Source organism: Ruminiclostridium cellobioparum subsp. termitidis CT1112, from assembly GCF_000350485.1.
Taxonomy (GTDB): domain Bacteria; phylum Bacillota; class Clostridia; order Acetivibrionales; family DSM-1351; genus Ruminiclostridium; species Ruminiclostridium termitidis.
In genome coordinates, this window is record NZ_AORV01000008.1 from 40,993 (window position 1) to 48,420 (window position 7,428).

Here is a 7,428-nt window from a genome sequence, read left to right on the forward strand (position 1 = left end):
CTCTACGCTGCCTCCTTCTTTATCAATTTATCCGTTTTTTGCTTTAATACCAGTTTATATTGGATAAAGAACTCACTTCCAAGTACAAAGAATAAAATCATACCCTGAATCAGCTGTGCAGCCGAGGAATGTATGCTGAACGCCGTTTGTATAAAGGTCCCCCCCTGCTGCAGCACTGCAAACAGGAAACAGACTATTACAATAACAGGAGCACTCAAACCTGCCAGCCAGGTTGTTATTATAGCAGTAAACCCGACCCCGTTGGCCACCTGATAGCTTAATGTATGGTTGACTCCCGATACCTGGAACATGCCGACCAGCCCGCAGAGTGCACCGCTCAGGATCAATGAGGACAATATTATCTTTTTAACATTCATACCTGCATATCTTGCAGTATTTTCACTTTCTCCTATAACCTGTATCTCATAGCCCCGCTTTGTTTTATTAATGAAAATATATACCAGAACTACAAGGACAACGGTTATTATCCAGCCTATGTGAATGCCGAACACTTCGGGGAGCGCCGCATTATCGCCAAAAAGTGCGATTTTTCCTGCCCCCAGGGCTTTTGGGTCCTTCCACGGACCATACTGTACATAGACTATTATTTTTTGGGCTATATAGTTCATCATCAGTGTAAACAAGGTTTCGTTGGTACCAAACTGCGCCTTGAAAATGGCAGGTATCAAAGCCCATATGCCGCCTGCAGCAGCCGAGGCCAGAAACATAAGCGGCAGCATAACATATACCGGCAGGTTTGACCAATACAAGGCGAAATAGCTGGCAGCAAATGCGCCCATTATTATCTGGCCTTCGGCACCAATATTCCAGAATTTCATTCTGAAAGCTATTGAAATACCCAGTGATGAAACAATGAGGGGAATGGCCTGAATGATTGATTCCTTAAACCTGTACAGGGAGCCGAAGGACCCATCCAGCATGGAAAGGTAAACCCTAAAGGGATTGAATCCAAGAAATAATATAAATATTCCGGCGGCAAGCAGTGCTCCCAGAATTGCAAGCAGTCTGAACATTACCGATTGCCGTTTTGTCAAATCCGTTCTTTTAACTATTCTGACCATTTACGCTCCCACCCCCATAACCGTTTCCATAGTTTCTCCCGCCATCATCATACCGAGCTGCTCCTTGTTAACCTTATGGGCATCAACCATGCCGGTTATTTTACCGTTGCATATGACCATGATCCTGTCGCAAAGCTCGATAAGCACGTCGAGATCCTCTCCGATATAAAGTATTCCGACACCTTTTTCCTTCTGCTCGTTAAGCAGGTCATAAATTGTATAGGATGCATTTATATCAAGACCCCTGACCGGATAAGCCGTTATGAGCAAATGGGGATTTGATTCTATCTCACGCCCCAGCAGAACCTTCTGGATATTGCCGCCTGATAATTGCCGGACAGGATGGTAAATACCGGGAGTATTTATTTCCAGCTTCTTTATAAGATTTTGCGAAAGGGACCTGGCAATTTTTTTATCGATCATAAATCCTTTTTGATTCTGATATTCCTTCAAAATCATGTTGTCCACCATGCCCATAGATGCCACAAGTCCCATGCCAAGCCTGTCTTCGGGTATGAAGCTCATGCTTATTCCCTTTTTTATTATATCACGAGGATTTTTACCTACGATATTTTCGCCTTTATATTCTATCTTTCCTGAAGCAACCGGAAAAAGTCCGGCAATTGCTTCGCAGAGCTCCTTCTGTCCGCTGCCTGCAACCCCAGCCACTCCCAGGATTTCACCTGCCGACAGTTTGAAGCTTATGTTGTCGAGAGCCTTTACTTTTTCATCATCGACCACTGTCAGACCTTCAATGTTTAATATTGTTTTTTTGTCCTTGCATTCAACCCTGCTAATAGACAGGTCGACAGCACGCCCAACCATAAGGTTGGTAAGTTCGGCGGAATTTGTATCTTCTTTGTTTACTGTGCCTACTGTTTCGCCTTTTCTTAATACAGTGATCTTATCGGCAATTTCCATGACCTCATTCAGCTTATGGGTTATGATTATTACCGCACTTCCCGATTCTTTCATTTTTCTGAGAATTTTAAAAAGCCCTTCCGTTTCCTGTGGAGTTAAAACTGCCGTGGGCTCATCGAGAATAAGAATCTCAGCTCCTCTGTAAATAACCTTGAGAATCTCTACTGTCTGTTTTTCACCTACAGACATATTATATATTTTTTTATCCGGATCAACTGCCAGACCATATTTATCAGATATTTTACGGATTTTCCCGGAAAGTTTTGCACTTCCCACAAAAAGCCTGCCCTTTTGGCCGGCTATTATATTTTCCTTTGCAGACATTACCTCCACCAGCTTGAAATGCTGATGAATCATACCTATCCCCATTGCCATTGAATCCTTGGGAGTTCTGAAAGTAACCTGCCTGCCCTTGATGTATATTTGTCCGCTGTCAGGTGTGTATATGCCGGAAAGCATATTCATAAGGGTACTTTTGCCCGAGCCGTTTTCCCCGAGAAGGGCGTGTATTTCTCCCCTGTTTACCTCAAGACAGACGTTATTATTTGCTATTACGGGTCCGAAGGTTTTTGTTAAATTTTCAATTTTGATGTAAACTTCATTTCTCACAGTATCACCTTTTAAATTTTTAAAGATTTTTTGACTGCATGTCTTTATTATAACCCATGGTTCAAAAGAACGTTTACGTTCTTAAAAATTTTTTCGTCTGCAGAAACTTCCTTGCCTTGGCACTTTCAACGAGGTTGGAAACATCCTCACGTCCCGTTATAAAACCTTATTAGCAGTAGTCGAGTCCAATGCTGGCGAAGGGGCTTCAACTACTGCTAATATTGTATTTGTCAAAATAAATCAGTTATCGTTTTTATATTAGTCTATTTTTCCGTTTACACCTTCAACAAACCATTTGCATGCCTGCTGTTCTTCGACAGTCATTGTAGCACCTTCCGCAATTTTAACCGCACCTGTCTGATCCTTTACAGGACCTGCAAATACATCCAGTGAACCGTCAAGAATTTTGGCCTTGACTTCTTCAACCTTTGCCTTTATGTCGGCGTCCACAAGATCTGTCATAGGTCCTATATCCACAACGCCTTCATGCATTCCGCCGAGGTAATTTTCAGCCTTCCATGAACCGTCAAGAATTTTCTGAACCTGATCTACATAGTATACGCCCCAGTTCCATACCGGAGCTGTGAGATACGCCTTTGGTGCAGCCTTGCTGCTGTCTGAATTGTAACCGATTGCAAAAGCACCTTTTTCCTGGGCTGCTATCTGCGGAGCAGTTGAATCCTGATGCTGTGCAATAACGTCATTTCCCTCGTTCAATAATGCTTCGGCAGCACTCTTTTCCAGCTGGGGATCATACCAGGTGTTTGTCCACTTGACGTTTACAACAGCTGTGGGGTTTACCGAACGTACTCCCAGTGTAAATGCATCGATACCTCTGATAACTTCGGGTATCTGCATTGCTGCAACATATCCGATTTTTCCGGACTTTGTCTTCAAACCTGCAACTATTCCGGTGAGATATCTGGCTTGTTCAATCTTTCCAAAATAGTTTACGAAGTTGGTTTCGTTTGATTTGTTGCCGGAGCAGTGGAAGAACTTAACATCAGGGTACTCCTTAGCCACTTTTTCAACGAAATCCATGTAACCGAAGCTTGTAGCAAATATTACCTTGCAGCCCTGGTCAATGAGGTTTTTTATGGCCTTTTCGGAATCCGCCGTTTCAGGCACACTTTCAACTTTAGCTGTTGTAACACCCTTATCCTTTAATTGTTCTTCCAGGTAGATACGCCCCTGGTCATGAGCAAAGGTATATCCCACATCTCCAGGAGTTCCGATGTAAATAAAACCAACTTTTAAGCCTTCACCACCTGCCGGCGCTGCCGAACCCGATCCGCAGCCGGTAAGTACAGCTGCAGTGATCATAACAACAGCCAGCATTAATGCCAATAATCTTTTCATTTTTGAATCCCCCTAAGTTCTAATTAATAATTAATTGATATATTATAATGCTTCCGTTTTCCGGGAGCATTTTAAACCAAGTATGTTAACATAAAACCTATTCACTGAAGCTGATCTTTCCGTTTTGCATGCTTTGCACAATAGCCAGGGACTGGACTTCAAGACCTTTTTCACGCAGGAGCTTTCCCCCGTCCTGAAAACCCTTTTCTATGGCAATTCCAATACCGGCAACCTGAGCTCCTGCCTGTCCGACAATGTCGGCAAGTCCCAGTGCCGCTTTTCCGTTGGCAAGGAAATCATCTATTATTAATACGATATCATTGGGATTTATATATTTTTGTGAAACTCTCACACTATAGGTTTTGCCTTTTGTAAATGAAAATACTTCTGCCAGATAAGTATCGGAATCCAGGTTCTTTGCTTCGGTTTTTTTGGCAAAAACCACCGGGACATTGAAATATTGTGCGGCTATGCATGCAATGCCTATACCTGAAGATTCAATTGTGAGAATTTTGGTAACATTTTTGTGAGCAAACAATCTGAAAAATTCCTTGCCCATTTCATTGAAAAGCTGAACATCCATCTGATGATTCAAAAAAGAATCCACCTTAAGGATGTCATTGCCTAAAACCTGTCCGTCTTTCAAGATTCTTTGCTTTAAGAGTTCCATCTCAATCCTCCGGAAAATAGTGAAATATACTGCTTTAACAGAATATTCCTAGTCATAACAACTCAACTGAAGTCTTATAAAAAGACCCAGTTAATTATAAAAGCTCCCAATCATGGATTGGGAGCTCTGATTCTTACGACAAATAAAAATATGTCAAAGATGAACACCCGTAGCAAAGCCATTTACGGCGGCTTCGTAGAGACTTTCGGACCATATCACCGAGAATATACGGGATATTTTTCAATATACGGATATATATATTGAAAAACACCATTATTAAGTTTTTTCGACAAAGTTATTGTATCTTAGACTATCAAAAAAATCAAGATAAAATATGAACATTTTTAAGAAATACGCTTAAAAAGTTCACTTATTTTTTTGCTTCTCTCAAATAATAACATAAGTGGAAATCCTATTACATAACATGCAATGATCTGTCCTATGCCCACCGACAGCATTATTCCTAAAAATGCCTCCCAGGTTGGAGAACCTGATAAAAGATTGAGCTCTGCTCCGACAATTACCGCATTCAGCAATACAGGCGGAAGCGGCGCAAGCCACTTTCTCCGGGGTTTGTTAAAAGTCAGCCTGTAGGTCAGGTATGCAGCCAAAAGTGAAGTAAGACTTCCAATTACCACGTCCCATATTCCGTAGCCCCCTATTATGTTTGCCAGTATACAGCCTATAAATAATCCCGGTATGGCTACAGGCGTAAAATACGGTAAAACCGTAAGTGCCTCTGCCAGCCTGCTTTGCATGGGTGTAAAACTTATTGCGTAAAAAATCATTGTGAGCACCAGATATACTGCCGCTATCATGGCCGAAGTTGTCAGCCATAATATTTTTTTGTTTTTCATAAAAACCCCTCTCATTTGCCGCAACCAACAGTACATTTTAAAACACAGGGCATGCAGCTTGCGGACTACATCAATAGGCCGGGATGCAAAACAAAATACTGCCCTGCAATGCAGGCAGCGTCGCCGTAGTTTTAATCAAAGCTTGTATTTCAGCATCTCTCATTTTGCCGTTTTCGCACTTTAAAATACAAGCTTCAGACAGGATGGTCACGAACTGTCTTTATTATTTTTCTTTTTATCAAATTATATCATTGATTTACCGGTAATACAAAATAAATTTATTAATAAGTTTATTACAGAAGCAGTAAAATTATTGCGCTTAAATTCAAACAAATACAGACAAGATACAGGATATATACTGTTTGTTTTTGGGTGAGCCCTTTGTTGATCAACCTGTAATGAATCTGCGAGGAATCCCCCTCATATATCCGTTTCCCTTCTCTTATCCTCTTTATGACGACAAAAATATTATCAAATATGGGCAGGCCCAGAGCCAGTATTGGTATGAAAATCGACACTGCCGTGGCCTGTTTGAAAGCACCGCCCAGGGAAATAGCCGCCAGGATAAAGCCTAAAAAAGTAGCTCCTGCATCACCCATCAATATTTTTGCAGGGTATTTGTTATATTTTAAATATCCAAGGCACACTCCTACCAGGGTTATAGACATGATTCCAAGCAATTGGTTGCCTTTTGTGACAGATACTATAAACAGGGTGGCGGCAGATATGCATGAAATCCCTCCTGCCAGGCCATCCAGACCATCGGAAAAATTAATTACTGTCGTCACTCCGAACAGCCACAGAACGGAGAGAAGAAATTGTATCCACTCCGGGAACAATATATAAGTGCCGTTAATGGGATTTGTAATCCCGGAAAACTCAATATTTGTGAAATATACCAGCAGCATGCATGCAAGCAGCTGCAGTATAAATTTGGGCAATGCCTTTAAATCCCTGCCATTGATCTTAAACCAGTCATCCACCATACCCACACACCAGATGATGAAGGAACTTGTGAGCAGAACTATTGATTTTTGGCTGAAATCCCGGGTAAATAAAAAGTAGCAAAACCAGAAAGTAAAGAATATTCCCACAGCCGCCAGATATGCTTTGCTTTCTGTATGGATTTTTCTGCCGCTTTCGGGATTTGGTTTTTCTGTATAATTGATTTTATGGGCAAGTTTTGTCAGTTTAGGTGTTACAATCAGCATTATTACAAGTGACAGAAAAAAGGTCAAATAGTAACTCATACCCTGTTAACTCCATTTCATCCTTAGTATTTATACATTCGTTTATACATTTAAAATATACTATTAAAAACTACTTTTCAACATTTTGGAGAAAAATTAAGAGATTATTAATAATTTAACGAGTTGTGCCGGTTAGCTGATCAACTTTGCGAGAAAGAAATTATTACTGATTATACCGGTACTTCCGTACTAACTTCAAGCAATGGATTGCACACAAAGCGCTTACTTGAAATAGTACGGCTCACAACAAGTATTTTTCGCCGTCGCAGCAACTCGACCATCCGGGTCTCGTGTGCTGCTCAAATTGACCTCCTGTCAATTTCCCGGCATAAATACTTGTTTCTCGCCTACAAATTTCAGCAAGCACTTTTACCGTGCTGTCCATTGCTTGAAGTTGTACTCGCATATCGGTATAAAAGGTTCTTTAAAGCTGGTTCCCGGCGAGGCAGCAGCTTTTTATTACGGAAAGTACCTGCGCTTTTAAACCAGCACAACGTGTTAATTTAATTTGTTATGCTAATTGAAATTTCGTTTTGCTTTACAGATAGATTTAATCAGAATCAACTGGTGCGCGAGTACAACTTCATGAAATAAGATGCACGGTTAAAAACAATTACGGTAAATTGTCGACGAAGGTAAAGTTGTTTTGCCGACAAAGCAGCAGGACGCTGCTTTGAGCT

General features: G+C 41.1%; 6 protein-coding genes and 1 riboswitch. All 6 genes read right to left on the reverse strand.

Features of this window, described 5'->3' with window-relative positions; translation table 11 throughout:
• Nucleotides 1–2: 2 nt before the first annotated feature.
• The 6 genes from CTER_RS01280 to CTER_RS01305 all read right to left on the reverse strand — a co-directional run bounded on the left by CTER_RS01280 (nucleotide 3) and on the right by CTER_RS01305 (nucleotide 6,748).
• On the reverse strand, nucleotides 3–1,082 hold the full coding sequence (locus tag CTER_RS01280) for an ABC transporter permease (RefSeq protein WP_004623120.1): 1,080 nt from the start codon (nucleotides 1,080–1,082) through the stop codon (nucleotides 3–5).
• On the reverse strand, nucleotides 1,083–2,612 hold the full coding sequence (locus CTER_RS01285; RefSeq protein WP_004623092.1) for an ABC transporter ATP-binding protein: 1,530 nt from the start codon (nucleotides 2,610–2,612) through the stop codon (nucleotides 1,083–1,085).
• 258 nt (nucleotides 2,613–2,870) lie between these two features.
• Nucleotides 2,871–3,971: a BMP family ABC transporter substrate-binding protein gene (locus CTER_RS01290; protein ID WP_004623074.1), complete on the reverse strand. Its 1,101-nt coding sequence runs from the start codon at nucleotides 3,969–3,971 to the stop codon at nucleotides 2,871–2,873.
• Between the two features lie 97 nt (nucleotides 3,972–4,068).
• Nucleotides 4,069–4,641 (reverse strand): xanthine phosphoribosyltransferase, encoded by a 573-nt coding sequence (locus tag CTER_RS01295; protein WP_004623072.1) that lies wholly within the window; start codon nucleotides 4,639–4,641, stop codon nucleotides 4,069–4,071.
• A 150-nt stretch (nucleotides 4,642–4,791) separates the two neighbouring features.
• Nucleotides 4,792–4,893, reverse strand: a riboswitch (purine riboswitch).
• Nucleotides 4,894–4,985: 92 nt separating this feature from the next.
• Nucleotides 4,986–5,498 carry a QueT transporter family protein gene (locus CTER_RS01300; RefSeq protein WP_004623037.1) on the reverse strand — a complete coding sequence of 171 codons (513 nt, stop codon included), beginning with the start codon at nucleotides 5,496–5,498 and terminating at the stop codon, nucleotides 4,986–4,988.
• A gap of 293 nt (nucleotides 5,499–5,791) precedes the next feature.
• A complete protein-coding gene (locus tag CTER_RS01305; protein WP_004623108.1) occupies nucleotides 5,792–6,748 on the reverse strand; it encodes an MraY family glycosyltransferase in 957 nt (318 codons plus the stop codon).
• Nucleotides 6,749–7,428: the final 680 nt, after the last annotated feature.

Excerpts from the sequence above, each read along its gene's own strand:
- CTER_RS01300 (WP_004623037.1), bottom strand. The coding sequence starts at position 5,498 with ATGAAAAACAAAAAAATATTATGGCTGACAACTTCGGCCATGATAGCG.
- CTER_RS01305 (WP_004623108.1), bottom strand. The coding sequence starts at position 6,748 with ATGAGTTACTATTTGACCTTTTTTCTGTCACTTGTAATAATGCTGATT.
- CTER_RS01295 (WP_004623072.1), bottom strand. The coding sequence starts at position 4,641 with ATGGAACTCTTAAAGCAAAGAATCTTGAAAGACGGACAGGTTTTAGGC.
- CTER_RS01290 (WP_004623074.1), bottom strand. The coding sequence starts at position 3,971 with ATGAAAAGATTATTGGCATTAATGCTGGCTGTTGTTATGATCACTGCA.
- CTER_RS01280 (WP_004623120.1), bottom strand. The coding sequence starts at position 1,082 with ATGGTCAGAATAGTTAAAAGAACGGATTTGACAAAACGGCAATCGGTA.